Origin of the sequence: Dechloromonas hankyongensis, from assembly GCF_022012295.1 — a bacterium.
Lineage (GTDB): Bacteria > Pseudomonadota > Gammaproteobacteria > Burkholderiales > Rhodocyclaceae > Azonexus > Azonexus hankyongensis.
In genome coordinates this window covers 1302705-1326235 of sequence record NZ_JAKLTN010000002.1, presented here as the reverse complement: position 1 = coordinate 1326235, position 23531 = coordinate 1302705, and the positions used below count along the sequence as shown (strand labels likewise).

15 protein-coding genes are annotated in these 23531 nt (G+C 64.9%); 5 read left to right on the top strand and 10 right to left on the bottom strand.

What is annotated here, in order from left to right; all coding sequences use genetic code 11:
- Positions 1-93 precede the first annotated feature (93 nt).
- From LZ012_RS14850 to LZ012_RS14835, 4 genes are all read left to right on the top strand, one after another.
- Positions 94-3468: a transglutaminase family protein gene (locus LZ012_RS14850; RefSeq protein ID WP_275711604.1), complete on the top strand. Its 3375-nt coding sequence runs from the start codon at positions 94-96 to the stop codon at positions 3466-3468.
- A gap of 76 nt (positions 3469-3544) precedes the next feature.
- Positions 3545-6067, top strand: a complete 2523-nt coding sequence (locus tag LZ012_RS14845) for a circularly permuted type 2 ATP-grasp protein (protein ID WP_275711603.1) — start codon at positions 3545-3547, stop codon at positions 6065-6067.
- On the top strand, positions 6064-7020 hold the full coding sequence (locus LZ012_RS14840) for a transglutaminase family protein (protein ID WP_275711602.1): 957 nt from the start codon (positions 6064-6066) through the stop codon (positions 7018-7020). Before LZ012_RS14845 ends, LZ012_RS14840 begins: the two co-directional genes overlap by 4 nt.
- Positions 7017-8249, top strand: a complete 1233-nt coding sequence (locus LZ012_RS14835) for a TIGR03862 family flavoprotein (protein WP_275711601.1) — start codon at positions 7017-7019, stop codon at positions 8247-8249. The genes LZ012_RS14840 and LZ012_RS14835 overlap by 4 nt, the downstream gene beginning before the upstream one ends.
- A 97-nt stretch (positions 8250-8346) precedes the next feature.
- Here the strand turns inward: LZ012_RS14835 and LZ012_RS14830 are convergent, their stop codons facing one another.
- From LZ012_RS14830 to LZ012_RS14815, 4 genes are all read right to left on the bottom strand, one after another.
- Positions 8347-13041 carry a PAS domain-containing protein gene (locus LZ012_RS14830; RefSeq protein WP_275711600.1) on the bottom strand — a complete coding sequence of 1565 codons (4695 nt, stop codon included), beginning with the start codon at positions 13039-13041 and terminating at the stop codon, positions 8347-8349.
- A gap of 47 nt (positions 13042-13088) precedes the next feature.
- Positions 13089-14174: a response regulator gene (locus tag LZ012_RS14825; protein WP_275711599.1), complete on the bottom strand. Its 1086-nt coding sequence runs from the start codon at positions 14172-14174 to the stop codon at positions 13089-13091.
- A gap of 105 nt (positions 14175-14279) precedes the next feature.
- Complete coding sequence (gene rsgA, locus LZ012_RS14820) at positions 14280-15146, bottom strand: ribosome small subunit-dependent GTPase A (RefSeq protein WP_275711598.1); 867 nt, start codon at positions 15144-15146, stop codon at positions 14280-14282.
- Complete coding sequence (locus LZ012_RS14815; protein ID WP_275711597.1) at positions 15146-16396, bottom strand: M48 family metallopeptidase; 1251 nt, start codon at positions 16394-16396, stop codon at positions 15146-15148. The genes rsgA and LZ012_RS14815 overlap by 1 nt, the downstream gene beginning before the upstream one ends.
- A gap of 54 nt (positions 16397-16450) precedes the next feature.
- On the opposite strand from LZ012_RS14815, the gene orn reads away from it, so the two are divergent.
- Positions 16451-16996, top strand: coding sequence for an oligoribonuclease (gene orn, locus LZ012_RS14810; protein ID WP_275711596.1), 546 nt, complete (start codon positions 16451-16453; stop codon positions 16994-16996).
- Between the two features lie 43 nt (positions 16997-17039).
- On the opposite strand, the gene LZ012_RS14805 is transcribed toward orn, so the two are convergent.
- From LZ012_RS14805 to LZ012_RS14780, 6 genes are all read right to left on the bottom strand, one after another.
- Complete coding sequence (locus LZ012_RS14805) at positions 17040-18662, bottom strand: ArnT family glycosyltransferase (RefSeq protein ID WP_275711595.1); 1623 nt, start codon at positions 18660-18662, stop codon at positions 17040-17042.
- A gap of 63 nt (positions 18663-18725) precedes the next feature.
- Positions 18726-18950 carry a 50S ribosomal protein L31 gene (gene rpmE / locus LZ012_RS14800; protein ID WP_275711594.1) on the bottom strand — a complete coding sequence of 75 codons (225 nt, stop codon included), beginning with the start codon at positions 18948-18950 and terminating at the stop codon, positions 18726-18728.
- 114 nt (positions 18951-19064) lie between these two features.
- Complete coding sequence (rho, locus tag LZ012_RS14795) at positions 19065-20324, bottom strand: transcription termination factor Rho (RefSeq protein ID WP_275711593.1); 1260 nt, start codon at positions 20322-20324, stop codon at positions 19065-19067.
- Between the two features lie 154 nt (positions 20325-20478).
- Positions 20479-20805, bottom strand: coding sequence for a thioredoxin TrxA (trxA, locus tag LZ012_RS14790; RefSeq protein WP_117608276.1), 327 nt, complete (start codon positions 20803-20805; stop codon positions 20479-20481).
- 95 nt (positions 20806-20900) lie between these two features.
- Positions 20901-21503 (bottom strand): response regulator transcription factor, encoded by a 603-nt coding sequence (locus tag LZ012_RS14785; RefSeq protein WP_275711592.1) that lies wholly within the window; start codon positions 21501-21503, stop codon positions 20901-20903.
- Positions 21500-23488: a PAS domain-containing sensor histidine kinase gene (locus LZ012_RS14780; protein ID WP_275711591.1), complete on the bottom strand. Its 1989-nt coding sequence runs from the start codon at positions 23486-23488 to the stop codon at positions 21500-21502. Before LZ012_RS14780 ends, LZ012_RS14785 begins: the two co-directional genes overlap by 4 nt.
- Positions 23489-23531: the final 43 nt, after the last annotated feature.

Below are 23531 nucleotides of genomic sequence, written 5' to 3'. Positions count from 1 at the left end.
CGCCGCAGGGGGCATGTCATGCCAATAACGCCGGTTTGCGGGCTGGTTCGTGTCTTGCTTTTAGGGCCTCAGTCATCTTTCCGGAGACCCACCGTGTCCATACACGTCGCCCTCAATCACGTCACCCACTATTCCTACGACCGCCTGGTCAACCTCGGGCCGCAGATCATCCGCCTGCGCCCCTGTCCGCATTCGCGGAGCCGCATCCTGTCGTATTCGCTGAAGGTGACGCCGGAAGCCCATTTCATCAACTGGCAGCAGGACCCGCAGGGCAATTACCTGGCCCGCCTGGTCTTTCCGGAAAAGACCCGCCAGTTCCGCTTCGAGGTCGATCTGGTGGCCGAGATGTCGGTCATCAATCCCTTCGACTTCTTCCTCGAACCGCATGCCGAGGAATTCCCCTTTCAGTACGAGGACTGGCAGCGCCACGAGCTGACGCCTTATCTGTACAAGGTGCCCGGCGGCAAACTGTTCGATGCCTACGTGGCGGGCATTCCGCTGGCAAAGAAGCGCAGCGTCGATTTCCTGGTCGCCCTCAATGCCCAGGTGCAGCAGGCGATCGGCTACACCATCCGGATGGAGCCGGGGGTGCAGACGCCCGATGAAACGCTGACCAGGAAGACCGGCTCGTGCCGCGACTCGGCCTGGCTGCTGGTGCAGATCCTGCGCCATCTCGGCCTGGCCGCCCGTTTCGTTTCCGGCTACCTGATCCAACTGACACCGGACGTCAAGTCGCTCGACGGTCCGTCCGGCCCGGAAGCCGACTTCACCGACCTGCACGCCTGGGCCGAGGTCTATCTGCCGGGCGCCGGCTGGGTCGGCCTCGACCCGACCTCCGGCCTGTTCGCCGGCGAAGGCCACATCCCGCTCGCCTGCACGCCGGAACCGGCCTCGGCGGCGCCGGTCACCGGCGGCATCGACGAGTGCGAAACCGAATTCGTCCACCACATGCAGGTCACCCGAGTATGGGAAGCGCCGCGCGTCACCAAGCCGTACACCGACGAGCAATGGGTCGAGATCGAAGGTCTCGGCCACGCCATCGACGCCAAGCTGCAGGCCATGGACGTGCGCCTCACCCAGGGCGGCGAGCCGACCTTCGTCGCCAGCGACGACCCGGACGGCGCCGAATGGAATACCGCCGCCCTCGGCCCGACCAAGCGCTTCTACGCGGCGGAAATCTTCCATCGCCTGCGCGAAAAATACGCCCCCCACGGCCTGATGCATTTCGGCCAGGGCAAGTGGTATCCCGGCGAACAGCTGCCGCGCTGGTCGCTGAACTGCTTCTGGCGCAAGGACGGCGAGCCGATCTGGAACGCACCAGACCTCTATGCCGACGAACGCAAGGACTACGGCGCCAGCGCCGAGCAGGCCGGCCGTTTCCTGAAGCAGGTCGCCGAGCGCCTGGGCGTTACCGCCGAACACGTCTTCCCGGCCTACGAGGACGTCTATTACTACCTGTGGCGCGAACGGCGCCTGCCGGGCAACGTCGATCCCTTCGATTCGCGGGTGGACGATCCGCTCGAACGCGAACGCCTGATGAAGGTGTTCACGCAGGGTATGACCCATACCGTCGGCCACGTCCTGCCCATCATGAAGAACGTTTCCGAGCAGTGGCAGACCGGCCCGTGGTTCCTGCGCAGCGAGCGCTGCTACCTGTTCCCCGGCGATTCGCCGCTCGGCTATCGCCTGCCGCTCGATTCGCAGCCGTGGACGGCGCAGAGCGACTACCCCTACGTCAATGCGCCCGATGCCGAGATGGCGCAGGCACCGCTGGCCAGCCACGCCGAGTACATGGCGGCGGCCAGGGGGCAGCGCGCCGGGCAGGCGCCGGCGCGCGCCCAGGTGCGCATGCAGAGCCCGGCTTTCGGTCGGGGCGGCATCGGTGACCAAGGCGGCAAGGGCCATCCGTGGGACAAGCCGGCCGATACCGCGCCCGGCTTCAAGGAGTCCGCCGGCTGGATCACCCGCCAGGCGATGTGCGCCGAGCCGCGTGGCGGCAAGCTGTACGTCTTCATGCCGCCGACCCAGAAACTGGAGGACTACTTGGAAGTCGTCGCCGCCGTCGAGGCGACGGCCGAGGAAATGCAACTGCCGGTCATCATGGAGGGCTACGAACCGCCGTCCGATCCCCGATTGACGCATTTCCGCGTTACACCCGACCCTGGCGTCATCGAGGTCAACATCCATCCGGCCCGCAGTTGGGACCAGCTGGTGGACCAGACCACCCATCTCTATGAGTCGGCCTATTACACGCGGCTGACCACCGAGAAATTCATGATCGACGGCCGCCATACCGGCACCGGCGGCGGCAACCACTTCGTGCTCGGCGGTGCCACGCCGAACGACTCGCCCTTCCTCCGCCGGCCGGACCTGCTGCGCAGCCTGATCGCTTACTGGCACAACCATCCCAGCCTGTCCTACCTGTTCTCCGGCCTGTTCATCGGGCCGACCAGCCAGGCACCGCGCATCGACGAGGCGCGCAACGACTCGCTCTACGAGATGGAAATCGCCTTCAAGCAGATTCCGCCCGTGAGCGGTTACATCGCGCCCTGGCTGGTCGACCGCGTGCTGCGCAACCTGCTCATCGACGTCACCGGCAACACGCACCGCGCCGAATTCTGCATCGACAAGCTGTACTCGCCGGACAGCACGACCGGCCGTCTCGGCCTGCTCGAACTGCGTGCTTTCGAAATGCCGCCGCACGCCCGCATGTCGCTGGCCCAGCAACTGCTGCTGCGCGGGCTGGTCGCCCGCTTCTGGGAAGAACCCTACGCGCCGCAACGCCTCGCCCGCTGGGGTACGGAGCTGCACGACCGCTTCATGCTGCCGCATTTCGTCGCCCAGGATTTCGCCGATGTGATGGAAGAAATGCAGCAGGCCGGCTACCCCTTCAAGCAGGAATGGTTCGCCCCGCATTTCGAATTCCGTTTCCCGAAATACGGCGATTTCGCCGTCAGGGGCATCGAATTCGAATTGCGCCACGCGCTGGAACCCTGGCACGTCATGGGCGAGGAGGGGGCGGCCGGCACCACGGTGCGCTACGTCGATTCGTCGGTCGAGCGCGTTCAGGTCAAGGTCAAGGGCATGGCGCCGGACCGCTACGTGCTGACCTGCAACGGCGAGCCGGTACCGCTCACCGCCACCGGCACCAATGGCGAATTCGTCGCCGGCGTGCGCTACCGGGCCTGGCAGCCGGGCTCGTGCCTGCATCCGACCATCGGTGTCCATGCGCCGCTGGTTTTCGACATCGTCGATACCTGGATGCTGCGTTCGCTGGGCGGCTGCCAATACCATGTGGCTCACCCGGGCGGCCGCAATTACGAGGTCTTCCCGGTCAATGCCTACGAAGCCGAAAGCCGCCGTCTGGCGCGCTTCTTCCGCTTCGGGCATACGCCGGGAACGGTCGTCGCCAAGCCGGTGGCGGTCAGCGCCGAACACCCGTTTACGCTAGACTTGCGCCGTTTTTGACCCCAATTAACGCGTCCCGCGCACCTGCAGGCCGGCAGTAAGCCGAATCCGGCCTGTTCGCGTCAGACAAGGCTCAATGGCCCGCACGCTCCTCGCCATCTATCCCCAGAGTTCCCGCCGTTACGACGAAATGCTGACGGCGGAGGGCGGCGTTCGTCCGCACTGGCGGCAGTTCTTCATCCATCTCGATTCGGTGGCCCCCGACGAAATGCACCGGCGGCTCGATTTCGTCGATCGGCGCATCCAGGAAAACGGCGTCACCTATAACGTCTATGCCGACCCCAGCGGCGCCGACCGGCCGTGGGCGCTCGATCCGCTGCCGCTGATCATCCCGCCCGACGAATGGGCCGAGGTGTCGGCCGCCGTCGCCCAGCGCGCCGCCGTGCTCAACGCCATGCTGGCCGATCTGTACGGCGAGCAGAAACTGCTCGCCGATGGCCTGCTGCCGCCGGCGCTGGTCTATGGCCAGCACGGCTACCTGTGGCCCTGCCAGGGCGTTAAGCCGGTGGGCGGCGTCTGGCTGCACAACTACGCGGTCGATCTGGCACGCTCGCCGAACGGCCGCTGGTGGGTGATCGCCGACCGCACGCAGGCGCCGTCGGGGGCCGGCTATGCGCTGGAAAACCGGCTGGTGGTGTCGCGCGTCTTCCCGGAGATGTTCCGCGACCTGCACGTCCAGCACCTCGCCGACTTCTTCCGCGACCAGCTCGACGGCCTGAGCGCGCTGGCGCCGGTCGACGGCGACGAGCAGCCGCACATCGTGCTGCTGACGCCGGGGCCGTACAACGAAACCTATTTCGAGCACGCCTACCTGGCGCGCTACCTCGGTTTCCCGCTGGTCGAGGGGCAGGACCTGACGGTGCGCGGCGATACCGTCTATCTGAAAACCCTGCGCGGCCTGAAGCGCGTCCATGTCATCCTGCGCCGGCAGGACGACAGCTACTGCGACCCACTCGAACTGCGCGGCGAATCGGCACTCGGCGTGCCCGGCCTGCTCAACGTGGCGCGCGCCGGTCGGGTGGTCATCGCCAATGCCCTGGGCAGCGGCCTGCTCGCTTCCGGCGCCCTGATGGGCTTCCTGCCGGCCATCTGCGAGCGCCTGCTCGGCGAAAAGCTGATGATGCCGTCGGTGGCGACCTGGTGGTGCGGCGAAAAACCGGCGCTGGACTACGTCAAGGAGCATTTCGACGATCTGGTCATCAAGCCGGCCTACCCGACGCAGCACATGGATCCGGTCTTCGGCTACGAGCTGAAGGGCGCGGAGCGCACCGAGATGCTGCGCCGCATCGAGGCGCGGCCGCACGCCTACGTCGCCCAGGAAATGATCGAGCTGTCGCAGGCGCCGACCTGGAGCCGCTCGCACGAGCGCCGGCTGCTCGCCCGGCCGGTCGGCCTGCGCGCCTATGCGGTGAGCGATGCCGACGGCGGCTATTCGGTGATGCCGGGCGGCCTTGCCCGCGTCGCCACCGGCGCCAATACGCGCACCATCTCGATGCAGCGCGGCGGCGCCTCGAAGGATACCTGGGTGCTGACCGACGGCCCGGTCAGCGAATTCACGCTGCTCAAGCCCTCTGTCGGCGTACGCGACCTGGTGCGGGCCGGCGCCAACCTGTCGTCGCGCGTGGTCGAGAACCTTTTCTGGCTTGGCCGCTATTCCGAGCGCTTCGACAACAGCGCCCGCATGCTGCGCGTCGCCCTGTCGCGCGTCGTCGAAGCCGGTGGCGCCAAGACCCCAGCGGTGATTTCGGCCATGGAAATGGCGATGCGGCTGGGTGTCCTGCCGTCGCCGGAAGAGGATGACGAAATCCGGGAAGGCAGCGAGCACGCCCTGCTCGAAGCCATCTACGACCCCGAGCAGGCGGGCAGCCTGGCCGGCAATATCCGCAGCCTGATGTGGTCGGCGACCCATGTCCGCGAACGCCTGTCGCTCGACCACTGGCATTCGCTCAACCGCCTGCAGCGCGACCAGCAGGCGGCGCTGAAAAAGCATCCGACCCTGACCGAAGCCATCGCCTTCCTCGATCGCGTGCTCGGAGTCTCGTCGTCGCTGACCGGCTTCGCCATGGACAACATGACACGCGACGACGGCTGGCGCTTTCTGATCATCGGCCGCCGCCTGGAGCGTCTGTCCTTCCTGGCGCAAAGCATCGCCCATTTCCTGCGCATGCCGTCGGCGCGCGGGCCCGGTTCGCTGGAGTGGCTGCTCGAACTGTCTGACTCGATCATTACCTACCGCTCGCGCTATTCGCGCCTGCCCGAACTGCTGCCGGTCGTCGACCTGCTGGTTTTCGACGACAGCAATCCGCACGGCGTGCTGTTCCAGGCCGGCGTCCTGACCCGCTATCTCGAGCGCATGCAGCGCGAGTTGGGCGCCGATTTCGACGGCGACCTGCCGGCCGCCATCGAGCGCCTGCGCAATTTCGATCTGAGCCGCCTGGAGAACCTGCAATTCAGCCATTGCCAGGAATGCTCGCCCTGCGAGGAACTGGCCCGGCTGCTGCGGGAACTGGACAGCGCGGCCGGCCAGCTTTCCGACTGGCTCGGCATGCGTTACTTCACCCATGTCGGCGATGTCAGCCGGCAGACCATGGCGCTATGACCACCGTCCGCTATCACGTTCTGCACGAGACCCGCTACGACTATGGCAGTGCGGTGTCGCTGTCCCAGCAGCAACTGCACCTGTCGCCGCGCATCCTGTCCTGGCAGCGCATCGACGAGCAGAGCATCGAGATCGAACCAGCCCCAAGCTGGCGGCGCGACGGCCAGGATGCCTTCGGCAACCCGGTGTGCTGGGTCGCCTTCCATGCCCCGCACGACGCGCTGCTCATCCGCTCGGTGATGACCATCGCCGTCGAGCCGCACGTACCGGCTGATCTGCACGATTCGCTGCCGTGGGAAGAGGTGCGCGACCGCCTGGCCTACGATTCGACTGAACCCCGGCCGGAAGACCTCGACGCCGTGCGCTTCCTGTTCGAAAGTCCGCATGTCCGCGTCAAGCACGAACTGGCCGATTACGCCGCCGACTGCTTTCCGCCGGGAACGCCCGTCCTAGTCGGCACCCAGGCCCTGATGGCGAAGATTTTCCGCGAGTTCAAGTTCGATCCGGAAGCGACCACGGTCGCCACCCCCGTCCTCGAAGTGCTGGAAAAGAAGCGCGGCGTCTGCCAGGACTTCGCCCACCTGATGATCGCCTGCCTGCGTGCCCTCGGCCTGGCTGCCCGCTACGTCAGTGGCTACCTGCTGACCCGGCCGCCGCCGGGCAAGCCGCGGTTGATCGGCGCTGACGCGTCGCATGCCTGGATTTCGGTCTATGCGCCCGGCAGCGAGCACGACTGGGTCGATTTCGATCCGACCAACAACCTGCTGCCCGACACCGAGCACATCACCTTGTCCTTTGGCCGCGATTTTTCCGACATTTCGCCGCTGCGGGGCATCATCCTGGGCGGCGGTGGCGCCGAACCGGAAGTGGCGGTGACTGTCTTCCCCATCGACGAGGAAGAGCTGCCGGCCGAACTGTCGGCGGCCAGCGCAGCCCGGGCGAACAAGGAATGACCGCCCTTCGCGTCGCAATCATCGGCGGCGGCCCGGCCGGCCTGATGGCCGCCGAAGTGCTGTCGGCCAACGGTTCGCTGCAGATCGAGGTGTACGATGCCATGCCGTCGGTCGGCCGCAAATTCCTGATGGCCGGCAAGGGCGGCATGAACATCACTCATTCCGAGCCGCTGGCCGATTTCGTCGGCCGCTACGGTGCGCGGGCCGGGAAGGTGGCGGGCTGGCTCGACGCCTTCGGCCCGGAGGCCTTGCGCGACTGGATTCACGGCCTGGGCATCGAAACCTTCGTCGGCACCTCGGGTCGGGTATTCCCACGCGAAATGAAGGCGGCGCCGCTGCTCCGCGCCTGGCTGCACCGGCTGCGGACGCAGGGCGTGCATTTCCATGTCCGCCATCGCTGGTTGGGCTGGGCCGGGGACGCGCTGCGCTTCGCCACGCCGGGCGGCGAGGTGACGGTGAAGGCCGATGCGGTGCTGCTCGCCCTCGGCGGCGGCAGTTGGGCCAAGCTGGGGTCGGATGGCGCTTGGGTCCCACTGCTGCGCGAGCGCGGCGTCGAAGTGGCGGCGCTTAAACCGGCCAATTGCGGCTTCGAGGTCGCCTGGTCGCCCTATTTCCGCGAGCGCTTTGCCGGTCAGCCGATCAAGCCGGTGATCGCCAGCGCGGCAGGCCATACCCGGCAGGGCGAATTCAATATCACGGCCAGCGGCATCGAGGGCGGCCTGATCTATGCCCTGGCCGCGCCGCTGCGTGATGCGCTGGAACGCGACGGGCGGGCCGAGCTGAGCCTCGACCTGGCACCGGGACGCACCCTGCAGCGCCTGCAGGCCGATCTCGACCGGCCGCGCGGCCGGGATACCCTGGCCAACCACCTGCGCCGGCGGGCCGGCATTGAAGGCGTCAAGGCCGCCTTGCTGCGCGAAGCCTACCCGCCGGAAAAACTGGAGTCGGCGTCAGCCCTGGCCGCCGCGATCAAGGGCCTGCCTTTGATGGTGACCGCCACCCGTCCGCTCGACGAGGCGATCAGCACGGCGGGCGGCGTCACGTTCTCAGCCATGGATGATGGTCTGATGCTGCGCGGCCTGCCTGGCATCTTCTGCGCCGGTGAAATGCTCGACTGGGAAGCGCCGACCGGCGGCTACCTGCTTACCGCCTGCCTGGCCAGCGGCCGGGTGGCCGGGCAAGGGATGCTGCGCTGGCTGGAAGCGCGCGCCGCAGCGGCCGGCGCTTAAGCGGGTGCCGCCTTAGCGCTCAGTCCCGGCGCGGCGGGCATCCTGAACATCGGCCGCTGGGCTTCCCTCGGCGCCGGAATGGGCAACAAGCCTGATCTCAACCCGGATTTCCGCCGGGCGCATGGCGGTCGAGGAAATCGAGCGCCCCTTCGAAATCGAAGGACGACACCAGGTTCTCAAATTGCGGATAGCGCAGGCCGAAAACCTGTTTGAGCGTACCGGCCTGCTGGCGGATCAATTCCTGAACGCTCATTTCGCCTTGCTGCAGGTCGCGCCGGATGTTTTCCAGCAGGGCCGTGGCGGCGGGCGCGTCGGCCACCGGCGTGGGTGGGGCGGCGGCCGTACCCAGCGTAGCCAATTGTTCGTGCAGGGCCTGGTAGCTGTCTTCGGCCGCATCGATCAGCGGCAGCAGGGCGGGGGTGTCGAGTTCGTCGCGGATGGCCTGTTCGAGGGCGACCGACGCCTGGTTGATGAGCACCGCGCCGAGCGTGGCCGAGACGCCCTTCAGCGAATGCGCGATGCGCCGCGCTTCGTCGCGGTTGCCTTCGGCCAGGGTGCGGCGCAGGTTGGTGAAATCGGCGCCATGGGTTTCGGCGAATTTGGCGAGCAGGCGGAGGTAGGTGTCGACTTTGCCACGTACGGCCTGCAGGCCGAAACGGCTGTCCAGGCCCTCGATGTTGGCGAGCAGCGCCACGGTCGGTGGCGGAGTGCCGGGCAAGGTGACCGGTTTTTGGATGGGTAGCCAGCGGGCGAGCGTGGCGTGGAGGACATGGGGGGCGACCGGTTTGGCCAGGTGATCGTTCATGCCGGCCGCCATGCAGACCTCGCGGTCCTCGTCGAAAGCATTGGCCGTCATGGCCAGGATGGGAATTTTCTCCCACCCAGGGAGCCGGCGGATTTCCCGGGTCGCTCGCAGGCCGTCCATGACCGGCATCTGCATGTCCATCAGGACCAGGTCGTAATGCTGGCGGCGCGCCATATCGAGAGCCTGGGCGCCGTCCTGGGCGAGATCGACCTTCAGACCGGCGCCCTCAAGCAGGTCGCAGGCCACTTCGGCATTGATGGCGTTGTCTTCGGCCAGCAGGACGTGGGCGCCGCGGCGGTGGTGGGCGGCCGGCAGCTGGCCGTTACCCGGCTGCTGTTCGACGCCGCCTGCCGCCAAGCGGGCGGTGAACCAGAAGGTGCTGCCCGAGCCGGCGGTACTCTTGACGCCGACTTCGCCGTGCATGGCGGCTGCCAGGCGCTGGCTGATGGCCAGCCCGAGTCCGGTGCCGCCATAACGGCGGGTGGTCGAGGTGTCGCCCTGCTCGAAGGGCTGGAACAGGCGGGACAGGTTGTCGGCCGCGATGCCGATGCCGGTGTCGCTGACCTCGCAGTAGATGGTGACGCTGCCATCGCTCTGGCCGAGCATGCGGGTGCGCAGGATGATTTCGCCGCCTTCGGTGAATTTGATGGCGTTGGACAGGAAATTGAGCAGGATCTGCTGGATGCGCATCGGATCGCCGCGCACCGTGTGCGGCATGGCCGGATCGAATTCGCAGCGGATGGGCAGGTGCTTGGCCTCGGCGCGGGGGGTGACCAATTCGCAGGCGATGGAACAGACCTTGTCGAGCGAAAAGTCGGTGTGCTCGAGGATCAGCTTGTCGGCCTCGATCTTCGAAATGTCGAGGATGTCGTTGATGATGGCCAGCAGGTGATGCGCGGCATCGGTGACCTTGCTCAGACGCTTGAATTGCTCGGTATCGGTGGTGCTGCGCTGGGCGAGGTGGGTCAGGCCGATGATGGCGTTCATCGGGGTGCGGATTTCGTGGCTCATGTTGGCCAAGAAGGTGCTTTTCGCCCGGCTGGCCGATTCCGCCTCGTCCTTGGCCCGGATCAGTTGCTCGGTCCGTTCGTCCACCAGCTTTTCCAGATGCTGGCGGTAGTTTTCCAGCTCGGTCTGGATGCGCTTCTTCTCGGTGATGTCTTCCTGGATGCCGAGGTAATGGGTCACCCGGCCGTCCGGCTGGCGTACCGGTGAAATGATCGCCTTTTCCTCGAACAGCGCGCCATTCTTGTGCCGGTTGATGAACTCGCCGTGCCACACTTTGCCATTGGCCAGCGTCTGCCACAGATCCCGATAGACGGCGGGCTGGGTCAGGCCGGAGCCGAGCAGGCTGGGGTTGCGTCCGACCACTTCCTCGGAGCGATAGCCGGTGTTGCGGACGAAGGCATCGTTGATGTATTCGATCTCGGGCACGGTATTGGTAATCACGATACTGTGCGGACTCTGCTCGATGGCCAGCGACAGCTTGCGGAGTTGGTCCTCGGCTTCGTGGCGCTCGGTGATGTCCTGCACGGTACCGACCGCGAAGACCGCCTGTCCGGTCTCGTCGAAGCGGATGTTGGCCCGCTCGCGGACCCAGCGCACCCGCTCGCCGATCACAATGCGGTGCTCGCTGTCGTAATCTCGGCCACGCAGGGCCGCCGTCCAGTCGGCGACGACGCGCTCCTGGTCTTCCGGATGGATGCGCCCGATAAAGTCGGCCAGCTGCAGCGGCGTTTCGTCGCTGTGGCCGAAGATGCGGTACACCTCGTCGCTCCAGGTCAGCCGGTCGTTGGTGATGTCCAGCGTCCAGCTGCCGAGATGGGCGATGGCCTGGGCTTCCTTCAACGCGGCCTCGTTCTGGCTCAAGCGCTGCTCGAACTGCTTACGTTCGGTGACGTCCTGGCTGGTGCCGAACAGGCGCTTGACCCGCCCGTTGGCGGCTATCGCCAGTTGCCCGACGGTGTGGATCCAGCGTTCTTCGCCATCGTGGCGGCGGACGACGCGATATTCGAAATCGAAAGGCTGGCGCTTGCGGAAGACATGGTCGCGCGAGTATTCGGCCACGTTCTCCCGGTCGTCCGGATGGATCAGGGCGAGCCAGCGTTGGGTGTCGAGCACCTCGGCCGGTGCTACGCCGAGGATTTCGTTGTGCGTGGGCGAGCAGTTGAGGGTGTCGGTGTCGGCCTCGAAAGTGAAGTGGCCGATGCGCGCCAGGCGCTGGGCCTGGAGCAGCATCGCCTCGCTGTGTGCCAGCGTCTGGCGTGAGCGCAGCATGCCAATGCCGAGTTCGATTTCGCCGGCCAAGTGGCAGAGCAGGGCGACCTCCTCGTCGTCGAAAGCGCCGGAACCGGCCGCATTGATGTTCAGGCTACCGTAAATGCGGCCTTCGACGCTTAGTGGCAGGCCAATGGAGGCACTGAAGCCGCCCGCCGCGGCAATGTCGCGCCAATGGCTCAACTGCGGATCGGCATCGCTATCGCGGGCGATACGGGCCTGGCCGGTGCGGATGGCGCAAGCGGCCGGTCCTTGGCCGTTGGCGTCATCGGCCCAGGTGATATCGAGGTAGGCCAGGCAGTCCGGGTCGGTGCCGGAATGGGCGACCGGGGCGATCTGCCGGTGTTCGTCGTGCAGCGCTTCGCCGATCCAGGCCAGGGCGTAGCCGCCGGCGTCCACGATGATGTTGCAGACATCGGCCAGCATGTCCGGCCGGTCGTGGTGGCGAACGATGGTCTGGGCCACGCCGCTCATCATGCGCAGGGCCCGGTTCTGGCGATTGATCTGCCGCCGGTCGTTCTCCCGCATGGTGATGTCGTGGATGACACCGGCCGTGACGCGCGGACTGCCGTCGGCGTGACGTTCGGTGATGCAGCGGCGATCCTCGATCCAGCGCCAGGCCCCGGCGGTGTGACGGATGCGGTATTCGATGGGCTGCGACTCGTTCTGGTCTTGCGCCGCGCTGCCGATGGCATCGGCCACGCCATGGCGGTCATCCGGATGGATCAGGTCGAGCCAGGCCTGCAGCGAACGGGGGGCGGTTTCCGGTGTGCAGCCGAGGATTTCCAGAACCCCGTCACTGAGTATCTGCTGGTCGGTATCGTGCTGGTATTCCCAACTGCCCGCGCCGCGCCCGTCGAGAGCCAATTGCAGGTGGGCTTCCAGGCGCTGGTGGTCGCGCTCCAGCTGGACGTGCTGCAGCGCATTTTCCAGCCGCTCGACGGCCAGTTGCTCGAACAGCCGGCGCTGGCTGATGACGCCGACGAAGCGTCCTGCGTCGTCGGTCACCACCATGTGGCGCAGGTGGAAACGGGTCATCGCCTCCAGCACGCTATTGACCGAGGCGCTGACGTGTACGCTGCGCAGCGGCTGGGTCATCGCCTCGCCCAGTGTGACGTCGTGCGGCGTGCCGAAGCGGACGAGCAGGCGGGGGATGTCGCGCTCGGTCAGGATGCCGACCGGTTTTTCGCCGACGCAGACGATCAGGTAGTCGGCACCGTCATCGACCATGCCGGCGATGGCTTGGTCGAGGCGGGCCTCCGGCGGTAGATGCGGGATCTTGCGATCCATCACGTCTTCCAGGGTGCGCAGATGGCTGAATGCGGCGTTGCCCAGGTGCAGGCGGAAATCGGTTTCGCTGACGATGCCGATCATGTTGCCGCCGCCGTCGGTGACGACCAGATGGCGGATGCCCTTGGCCTCGATCAGGCCGCGGGCACTGAGCAGGTCCAGGTCGCCGGGGGCCGTGATCAGTGGCTGCGACATGATGGCGGCGACCGGCATGTCGAGGGCCAGGCGGGAGTGCAGCGAGCGGACGATGTTGGTTTCGGTCAGGATGCCCAGCGGCTTGCCGTCGGCGACCACCAGCAGGCTGGAAATGTGCTCGTCGGCCATCGTCTGCGATGCCGTCTGCAGGCTGGCTTCGGGCGGCAGGCTGCGCACCTCGCAGGTCATGATGTTGGCGAGGGTCAGGGGCGGGATGGTGTGCATGACGGTGTCGGCTGGTTTATCGGCATCCCGGGAGGGCGGCCGGCGCCCTATTCGGCGTACGCTTGTGCGATGGCGATGAATTTGTCGTAGTCGGCCACGAAGGCGGCGACGACATCCGGATCGAAATGGGCACCGCTACCCTCGACGATGATGCGATAGGCGTCGTCGAACGAGAAGGCCGGCTTATACACCCGCTTGCAGGTCAGGGCGTCGAACACGTCGGCCAGCGCCATCAGGCGGGCGGCGATGGGAATGGCGTCGCCGACCAGGGCGTCGGGATATCCGCTGCCGTCCCATTTCTCGTGATGCGAGCGGGCAATCAGCTTGGCCACGGCCAGGAAGTCGACCGGTGTTTCGGCGTCGGCCTCGGCCAGGGCGATGGCGTTACTGCCCAGTTCGGCGTGCGTCTTCATGATCTCCCACTCGTCCGGCGTCAGTTTGCCGGGCTTGAGCAGGATGTTGTCGGGGATGCCGACCTTGCCGATGTCGTGCAGCGGCGCCGACTGGACCAGAGCATTGATGGTGCGCTGGTCGAGATAGTCGGCAAAGCGCGGGTGCTGGCGCAGACGGTTGGCCAGGGTCAGCATGTATTCCTGGGTGCGGCGCAGGTGCTTGCCGGTTTCCGGGTCCCGGGTTTCGGCCAGGCGGGCGAGGGCATGGATGCTGACTTCCTGGATCACCTGGTTCTCGTGCATCCGGCGAGTGACCTCGCTTTCCAGGAAGGCGTTCTGGTCGCTGAGCAGGTCGCGGGCCGCCTTGAGCTCGAGTTGGGTGCGCACCCGGGCGAGGACGATGGTCGGGCGGATCGGCTTGGTGATGTAGTCGACCGCACCCAGTTCCAGTCCGCGTTCCTCGTCGGCCGTACCGTCCATGGCGGTGACGAAGATGACGGGAATCCGGCGCGTCGCTTCCGTGGCTTTCAGTTCGGCCAGAACGGCATAGCCGTCCATGTCCGGCATCATGACATCGAGCAGGATGATGTCGGGCGTCGGGTCCGCCATCGCGATCTGCAAGGCGCGTCGCCCGGAGTTGGCGGCACGGACGCGGAAACTGGGTTGCAACAACTCACCGAGAACACTGAGGTTCTCCGGCGTATCGTCGACGATCAGGATAGTCGGTTGGCGGGCGTCCATAGGCTAGATATAGATCGCCCGAAAGTGGCGATTTTGTAGGAATTATCTCCGTCCCTGACAAATATTGCCATCTTTGTATTTTTCCGACGCCCGGAGCGCGGACCATCAGGCCACGCGGCGTGTTCCGACGATGCGGTGATAGATGGCGAAGCGGTTAGGGTCGATTTGGCCGCTCGCCACGGCGGCGACCAGGGAGCAGCCCGGCTCGCGGTCATGCCGGCAGTCGCGGAAGCGGCATTGGCCGAGGTGGTCGCGGAATTCGCGGAAGGCGACTTCGATTTCCTGGCGGTCGAGATGGCCGAGGCCGAATTCCTGTAGGCCGGGGGAATCGATCAGGTCGCTGCTGTCGTCCAGATGGTAGAGCGTGGCGTGCGTCGTCGTGTGTTTGCCCGAATCGAGGGCCTGCGAGATTTCGCGCGTCGCCGCATTGGCGGCCGGGATCAGCGCATTGACCAGCGTCGATTTGCCCATCCCCGACTGGCCGACCAGCACGCTGGTCTTGCCGGCCAGATGGGGGCGCAGGTCTTCGGCATGGTCGCGGGCCGACAGTTCGAGAATCGGGTAGCCGAGCGCCGCCAGGATGGCCAGACGCTCGCGCGCCGCCGGCAGCTTGTCGGCCAGGTCGCACTTGTTGAGTACGATCAGCGGCGCGATATCCTCGCTTTCGGCGGCGAGCAGGGCGCGGGCGATCAGTTCGTCGGAAAAGGCGGGCTCGGTGGCGACGACGATGACGATCTGGTCGACGTTGGCGGCAATCAGTTTCTGGCGGATTTCATTGGAGCGATAGAGCAGACTGCTCCGCGGCTGGATCGCCTCGACCACGCCTTGATCATCGGAGGTGCGCTTGAGGTCCACGCGGTCACCGCAGGCGATCTCGCTTTTCTTGCCGCGCGGGAAGCAGGGCAGCAAGCTGCCGTCGGCCAGTTCGACGACATATTGCCGGCCGTGCGCGGCGATGACCCGGCCCTCCATCAGGCTTTGCCCGGCTGCAGTTGCAGGTGCGCGATACGCTGCGCGGCGGGCGGGTGGGAATCGTAGAACAGCGAGTGGAGCGGGTCGGGGGTCAGGGTCGAGGCGTTGTCCCGGTACAGCTTGACCAGAGCCTGGATGAGGTCGCTGGCGGCGGCGTGTTCGGCGGCATAGGCATCGGCCTCGAATTCGTTGCGGCGCGACAGCCAGCTCATCAGCGGCGTCACCGGGAAAGTGAAGACCGGCATGGCCAGGAAGAACAGGATCAGAGCTAGCGCGGTGTTCTGGGTGTCGACGCCGAGGCCGGCATAGAACCACGGCGCATCGATAAGCTGGCCGAGCAGCCACAGGAAAGCGAGCGAGCCGGCGAACATCATGATCATCCGCTTCAGTACATGTTTCTTGCGGAAATGGCCGAGTTCGTGGGCGAGTACGGCCTCGACTTCGGGCGGATCGAGACGCGTGAGAAGGGTGTCGAAGAAGACGATGCGCTTGTTGTTGCCGAAGCCGGTGAAATAGGCGTTGCCGTGGCTGGAGCGCTTCGAGCCGTCCATCACGAACAGACCGGAGGAGCGGAAACCGCAGCGGGTGAGCAAGGCTTCAACCCGCGTTTTCATCTCGCCTTCCTCGAGCGGCGAGAACTTGTTGAACAACGGCGCGATCCACGTCGGGTACACGAACATCAGCAGCAGGTTGAAGGCCGACCAGAACAGCCAGACGTACAGCCACCAGGCTTCACCCATGGCGCCCATCAGCCACAGCACGGCGAGGATGACCGGGGCGCCGATCAGGGCACCGAGCAGCGTCTGCTTGACGAGGTCGGCGAAGAACAGGCCCAGGGTCATCCGGTTGAAGCCGTGGCGGGCCTCGACGACGAATTGGTTGTACAGCGAAAGCGGCAGGTCCACCACGCCGGAAATGAACATCACGCTGAAAATCATGGCCAGGCCGTAGGGCAGGCCTTCGAGGCGCGGCGACCAGAAACCGTGCAGCGCGGCCAGGCCGCCACCCAGCGTCAGCACCAGCAGCAGGCCGGCATCGACAAAGATCCCGACCACCGCCGCCTTGCTACGATCGACCGTGTAGTCGGCCGCCTTCTGGTGCGTCGGCAGCGTGATCCGTTCGGCAAATTCGCGCGGCAGCGTCTCGCGATGGGCGGCGACAAAGCGGATGTGGCGCAGCTTCAGCCACAGGCGTATGGTCAGGGTCAGCGCCAGGAAGGCGAGGAAAGTCAGGGTGAAGTTTTGGGTCACGAAGGTCGGCGAAGCTGTGCGAAAATCGGGGTTTTAAAGGAATCGGGCAATTATATGGCAGGCAATGCAAACAACCTCGTCTGGCTGGACATGGAAATGACGGGTTTGAATCCGGATGGCGATCGCATTATTGAGATGGCCATGGTGGTTACTAATTCGGATCTCGAAATGGTTGCCGAGTCGCCGTCCTGGGTGGTGCATCAATCCGACGCAACGCTGGCCGCCATGGATGAGTGGAATCAGAAAACCCACGGCCGTTCCGGCCTGATCGACAAGGTCAAGGCATCGACGATGAATGAGGCTGAGGTCGAAGCGGCGGCGCTGGAATTCCTGAAGAAATATTCGCTGGCCAACCATTCGCCGATGTGCGGCAACTCCATCGGCCAGGACCGCCGCTTCATGGCCCGCTACATGCCGACCCTGGAAGCCTTCTTCCACTACCGCAACCTCGACGTCAGCACCTTGAAGGAACTGTGCAAGCGCTGGCAGCCGGAGGTGTACAAGGGTTTCAAGAAAAAAAGCAAGCACACGGCGCTGGCCGATATCTACGAGTCCATCGACGAACTCAAGTACTACCGGGAGCATTTCCTGAAGGGCTGAGCGTTTCAGCCGGGCTGTGCTCGCCAGGCGGCGGGCGCAGCTCTCAGCGGCGGTACAGGCGGAATTTTTCCTTACGGTCGCCCGGGCGGTTGCCCTCCCATATCTTGGTCCACTGGCCACTCGGTGCCGCCAGTTCGCGGCGCGTATCGCCGACCACCAGCAGCCAGTCGCAGGCCTTGCCTGCCTTCGAGTCCTCGGCGACCGGTTCGATCTCGACGAAATAAGCCATCGACGCCAGTTGTGTATCGCTCAGGCCGCGCTCGGCCAGGCAGCCGTGATTGTCGGGTAGCGCCCTGGCTATGGCCTGGGCTACCGGGCGATAGGTCTTGCCATAGTCGAACCAAGGCAGGATCAGGCTGGTTGCCAGCAGCCACAGCGTGGTGAAACCCAGTGTCCAGTGCGTCAGGCTGCGGTAGGGCGAACGCGGGGCGGTGACGATCAGCCATAGCCACCAGACGGTGGCGGTCAGGCCGATGACCAAGGCGAACCAGTGAACCTGGCCGACGAAGCCGGGGCGCAGGATGACTGCCCGTTCGGCAAGCTTGCTCGGCCAGCCCAGCGCCATGGCCGACCAGCCGACCCAGACGACCACCGCGAACAGGCTGAAGGTGGACATCGCGAACCAGTCGAAGGCGCTGGCCGCACCGCGCCGTAAGGCCAAGGCGCCGGGCGTGGCGAGCAGGGCGAGCGGCGGCAGCAGGAGCAGGGAGGGAATTTCGCGCGGCCGGAATGCCCACGCCAGCAGGAGTAGCGTGATGGTAAAAAAGGCTAGCGGCAGCAACAGGTTGGGCACCTGCAGTTCCTTGCGCCGTATCCACAGCGTCCACGCCGCCAGCGGCATGGCCGGAAAGGCGAACCAGGGCACCATGCCGATGAAGCGCCCGAGGCCGGTAAACGAAAACGGGGTGGTGAAGGGCGCCAGTTCGGTGGCTAGCCAGGCATGGAAACGGGCCGGTTCCAGGTTGAGCAGGAGCAACGGCCAAGGCATGATCAGCACGCTTGCGATGGCCAGGCCGATGAGCAGGGTGTGCAGGGCTTTCGGGCGATCAGGCGACAGCCACCACGCAACCGGCGCGATGGCGAGCAGCGGCAGGGTGGGGGCTATGCCGGTGCCGAGTAGGCAGGCGGCGAGGGCGAGGCCGTAAAAGATACCGGTGAGCCGCGGTTTGCGGCCGATGGCGGCGAGGGCGCCGAGGCCGCCGCCATAGGCCGCCAGCGCAATGAGCATGGGCTGTGCATCGTGGGCATGGAAGAGCAGGCCGGCGCAGCCGGCGAGCAGCATCGGGCTGGCCGCCGCCCATTCCTCGCCGTAGAGCTCGCGGCTGGCGTAGTAGAGCCCCATCAAAGCCAGGGTGACCCAGATGCCGCTGGCGATACGCATCGCTTCGTGCAGCGGCAGGAACCAGCCGAAGGCCTTGCCGGTCAGCGCGGCGCTCCAGTAGTAAAGCGGCGGTTCGTGGAAGGGCCGGCCAGCCAGGTCGGGCGACAGCCAGTCGCCATAGTGCAGCATGTGCCAGGCGGTGCCGATATGGATGGCGTCCTCGCCCTTCCACGGGTCGCGGCCGAACAGGCCGGCCAGCACATAGAAGGCCAGCATGCCGGCCAGCATCCAGCCTGACGGGGGCAGGCGGATGCCGCGACGGATCAGGGCGAGGAAATCAGGCATGTATTCCGGAAATGAAAAAGGCAGCCCACAGGCTGCCTTTCGAGGCGGCGAAAATCAAGCCGATCAGGCTGCAGCCTTGCCGCGCATGGCGCCGAACTTCTGGTTGAACTTCTCGACGCGGCCGGCGGTATCGACGATCTTCTGCTTGCCGGTGTAGAACGGGTGGCACAGGGAGCAGACTTCAACGTGGAAGGCATCCTTGGCCATGGTCGACTTGGTCGTGAAGGTGTGGCCGCAAGAGCAGGTCACGGCGACTTCTTTGTAATTCGGGTGGGTATCGGCTTTCATCTTTTATCCTTTAAGCGAGCGACCGGCGGATGTGGCCGATCTGGGAAGCCCGCGATTATCCTCTAAAACACGCGGGCTTGCAATGCCTTTGATTGGGAGCGACGGTTTGAGTTCTCAGCCGCGACGCATGGCGTCAAAGAACTCCGCATTGCCCTTGGTCGATTTGACCTTGTCGAGCAGGAATTCCATCGCTTCGAGGTCGTCCATCGGGTAGCACAGCTTGCGCAGCACCCACATCTTCTGCAGGACGTCCGGCTTGAGCAGCAGCTCTTCGCGGCGGGTGCCGGAGCGGTTGACGTTGACCGCCGGGTACATGCGCTTTTCGGCCATGCGGCGGTCGAGATGGATTTCCGAGTTGCCGGTGCCCTTGAATTCTTCGTAGATCACTTCGTCCATGCGCGAGCCGGTATCGATCAGCGCGGTGGCGAGGATGGTCAGCGAACCGCCTTCCTCGATGTTGCGCGCAGCGCCGAAGAAGCGCTTCGGCTTCTGCAGGGCGTTGGCGTCGACGCCGCCGGTCAGCACCTTGCCGGAGGCAGGCTGTACGGTGTTGTAGGCGCGGGCGAGGCGGGTGATTGAGTCGAGCAGGATGACTACATCCTTCTTGTGCTCGACCAGGCGCTTGGCTTTCTCGATGACCATCTCCGCGACCGCGACGTGGCGGGTGGCCGGTTCGTCGAAGGTCGAGGCGACGACCTCGCCCTTGACGGTACGGGTCATTTCGGTGACTTCTTCCGGGCGCTCGTCAATCAGCAGCACGATGAGCACGACTTCCGGATGGTTGGCGGTGATGGCGTGGGCGATATTCTGCAGCATCACGGTCTTGCCAGTCTTCGGCGGGGCGACCAAGAGGCCGCGCTGGCCGCAGCCGATCGGAGCGATCATGTCGATGACCCGGCTGGTGATGTTTTCGTCAGACTTGATCTCACGTTCGAGCTTGAGGTGACGCGTCGGGTGCAGCGGCGTCAGGTTCTCGAACATGATCTTGTTCTTGTTGGCTTCGGGAGAGAAGCCGTTGATGCGCTCGAGCTTGGTCAGCGCGACGTAGCGTTCGCCGTCCTTCGGCGTGCGGATTTCACCCTCGACCGTGTCGCCGGTGCGCAGGTTGAAGCGGCGGACCTGCGACGGGGAGACGTAGATGTCGTCCGGGTTGGCCAGATAGGAGGTGTCGGCCGAGCGGAGGAAGCCGTAGCCGTCAGGCAGGACTTCCAGCGTGCCGTCGCCGTAGATGGTGTCGCCGTTCTTGGCCTTTGCCTTGAGGATGGCGTAGATCAGCTCCTGTTTGCGCATCCGGTTGGCATTTTCGATGCCAAGGTCGGTGGCCATATCCAGCAGTTTGCTGACGTGTAATGTCTTGAGTTCGGAAAGTTGCATGTGGGAATGTGGCGCCGGTTAAAGAACGGGCGAGTGCCCGGAGGCCAGGGCGCAAATTACAGAAGCTTGGGGGAGGGGAATGACGCCGGACAGCTTGCCTGTCGCGTCTGCCTGAAGGTGCAGGGCGCACCTTCAGGTCGGGAGACTACGGAGATTACAGGTTGCTGTCAATAAAGGCCGCGAGTTGCGACTTGGACAGTGCGCCAACCTTGGTGGCTTCGATATTGCCGTTCTTGAAGATCATCAAGGTCGGGATGCCGCGGATGCCGTACTTGGCCGGGGTCGCCTGGTTGTCGTCGATGTTGACCTTGGCTACCTTGAGCTTGCCAGCGTATTCGTTGGCGACTTCGTCGAGGATGGGAGCGATCATCTTGCAGGGGCCGCACCATTCTGCCCAGTAGTCGACGAGAACCGGCTGCTGCGATTGCAGCACTTCGGCTTCAAAGGTGTCGTCGGTGACGTAATGGATGTGCTCGCTCATGGTTTCCTCATGGGATGGGGTGTGAGTTGATTGCGCCGGGATGGCAGCAGGAAAGTTGGCGTGATGCTAGCGAAAAAAAATACCTTAGGGAAGCATCAGCTACCGTTTTTGAGCAGGTTGGCCAGCTCGACGGCGGTCTTGACCTGCATCTTGTCGAAAAGGTTCGCCCGATGGACTTCGACGGTGCGCATGCTGATGTTCAGTTCGTCGGCAATGACCTTATTGAACTTGCCGGCCAGCACAAGTTCCATGATTTGCCGTTCGCGGGTGGTCAGGCAGGACAGCCGGGCCTTGACTGAGTCGACGGTAGCGTTGGTGACGCGCTGCTGGGCGTCGAGCGCCATGGCTTCCTCGATGCGGGTGACCAGCTCATTGTCGTTGAAAGGCTTTTCGAAGAAGTCGAAAGCGCCTTTTTTCAGCGTGGCGACGGCCAGCGGCACGTCGCCGTGGCCGGTCAGGAAAATGACCGGCAGGGTCGATTCCCTGGCCTGCAACTGCTCGAAGCAGTCGAGGCCGCTCATCCCCGTCATCCGCATATCGAGTACGACGCAGCCACTCATCCCCTTGCTCCAGGCGGCAAGAAAGCTCTCGGCCGAATCGAAGGTGGTGCTCGGCAGTCCGCGCGACTTGAGCAACCAGGAAAGGGCATCGCGGATCGCTTCGTCGTCGTCGACCAGGTAGGCTTGGGGAGTATTCATGCGGCTTCGATAGGGAGGGTGAAGTGGAATATCGTACCGCTTCCCGTCGCTGAATGGGGGTTGTCCTCGGCCCACAGGCGGCCGCGATGGAACTCGATGATCGACCGGCAGATGGACAGGCCGATGCCCATGCCGTCCGGCTTGGTGGTGAAAAATGCCGTAAACAGCTTGTCGCGGACTTCCGGGGCGATGCCGCAGCCCTGGTCGCTGACGCTGATGCGCAATTCGTCGCCGCTGACATCAATGGCGATGCGCAGCAGGCGGTCGGCTTCCGCCGTTTTGGCCATCGCTTCCATGGCGTTGCGGATCAGGTTGAGCAGCACCTGTTCCAGCATCAGGCGGTCGGCGAGCACCGGCAGCAGCGGGGTGGCGTCCGATTCGATATGGACGTGCCGCTTGCGCGCCTCGGCCTCGACGAAGCCCAGGCAGTCCTCGATCACTTCGCCCAGCTGACAGGGGGCGCGCTTCGGCTCGCTCTTGCGCACAAAGTCATGGACGCGGCGAATGATCTTGCCGGCGCGCTGGGCCTGCAGGCCGATTTTTTCGAGCGCCGGGCGGATTTCGGACGGATTGGCGTTCTCGCTGGCGAACAGGTTGAGACAGCCGGTGTTGTAACTGGCGATCGCTGCCAGCGGCTGGTTCAGTTCATGGGCCAGGGTCGACGCCATCTCACCCATGGTGACCAGGCGAGACGTGAATTGCAGTTGCTCCTGTTGCTGACGGGCGAGTTCCTCGGCGTGCTTGCGTTCGGTGATGTCGAGCACCGAGGCCATCCAGCCGGTGTGGTTGCCCTTGCCATCGATCAGCTTGGCTTCATAGACCAGGGCGTTGAAGCGCTCACCGTTCTTGCGCATGAAGGTCATTTCGAAGCCGTCGACCGGGGCCTCGCCGGCCAGTACGGTCTGGTGCATGGCATAGCTTTCTTCGAGCTGTTCCGGCGCCCAGTACGGCATGGGCGGGGTAGCGCCGACCAGTTCTTCCGGGCTGAAGCCGGTCATCTTGCAGAAGGCCGGATTGACGTAGATGACACGCCCCTCCAGGTCGCGGGCGCGCATGCCGACCGTCAACGAGTCCTCCATGGCGGCCCGGAAGGCGTGTTCGGCACGCAAGGCTTCTTCGGCCTGGCTGCGCTTCTTCATCAGGTCGCGCACCAGCCACAGGCTCCAGAACACGCCGGCCGCGAGCAGGACGATGGCGGCGACCAGGATGCGCTGCAGTGAATTGTCGGGCGATCGGTAGCTGGTGACGCGCAGGAGCAGACCAGACCCCGGCGGATCGAAGGGGATTACGTAGCGTTGGTCTCCTTTGCCTTCGATGCGCGTCTTGGTGGCGTACAGCAGGTCGTTGTCGTCGATGATCTCGACTTTGTATTTTTCGGTAAACCACCACGGCACCTGGTTGGCGAGCAGGGTGTCGAGCGGCATGAGGAGCGCCAGCATGCTCGTGATGCGCCGATTTTCCCCGTAGACGGGCATGATCAACTCGATGTGCGCCCGGTTGCCTTCGAGAAAGAAGGGCTCGCTGTAGTGCGGCTTGCCAAGGCGCACAGCGACGTCGAAGGCCTTGCTCGTCGCCGACGGGCCGAAGGATTCGATTTCCTGGTCGGGCGGGGTGGTGTTGGGTAAGGCGTCGATGACCTGCCGTTTGGTGTCTAGCCACAGGATCTGCGCGATTTCGGGCGAGTTCTTGAGCATGTGTTCGGCACGCAGGCGAAACGTTTTGCGCCGGTCGAGCGGATTGCCCATGTCGAGGGCCAGTTGCTGGAGTTGTTCCTCGTTGCTGTTCAGGTGGAATTGCAGGCTCTGTTCCAGCCACAGGACATCCTTGATTAGCGCCGCCTTGTCCTCTTCCGCTTCGTTGAGATGGAGCAACCAAAGCAGCGAAACGAGCGCCAGCAAAAGCAGGACGAGGCCAAGCTTGGGCAGGGCCAGCAGCCAGCGGATACGGCGCGAACTATTTGGCGATGCGGGAATCAATGGTTTCATGACGAAAATGGTACATCACGTTTTTCGTGAGGAACCGATTGTG